1 rRNA gene is annotated in these 552 nt (G+C 50.4%); it reads left to right on the forward strand.

The annotated features are described in order from the left end of the window. Nucleotides 1-552: ribosomal RNA gene (locus V3391_RS17515) — 23S ribosomal RNA — on the forward strand; the annotation flags it as partial.

The raw sequence follows: 552 nt of genomic DNA on the forward strand, positions 1-552 counted from the left end.
CTTGAAGGCCGAAGTGGAGAAAGGTTTCATGGTAACAGCAGTTGATCATGAGTGAATCGATCCTAAGCCATAGGTTAACCCCGTGAACGGCGGCAATCCCCGCAAGGGAATCCAAGGTTGCCCCCAGTGGCGAAAGGGAAGCAGGTTAATATTCCTGCATCTGGTCACGGATATAGACGGCAACGTAAGTGAACTCGGAGACGTTAGCCGCTGCCCTGGAAAGAGTTCTCTTTTCTTTTTAACGACTACTGCATGGCCCTGGAATCAGATTGTCTGGAGATAGGGTTAGAGGGCCGGTAAAGCACCTTGCTTTTTGAGGTGTCCGGAGCGTAGCGGCTGATCCTTGAAAATCCGAGGGAAAGCGAAGAATTTCATGCCAGGTCGTACTCATAACCGCAGCAGGTCTCCAAGGTTAAAAGCCTCTGGTCGATAGAATAATGTAGATAAGGGAAGTCGACAAAATAGATCCGTATCTTTGGGAAAAGGATTGGCTCTAAAGGTTGGGCTTGGGGGGTCTGTCGAGGCGTGTAGGTGAGCGCGTGTTGCTACGAC

This window comes from Luteimonas flava, assembly GCF_036584485.1.
In the GTDB taxonomy this organism is placed as follows: domain Bacteria; phylum Pseudomonadota; class Gammaproteobacteria; order Xanthomonadales; family Xanthomonadaceae; genus Luteimonas; species Luteimonas flava.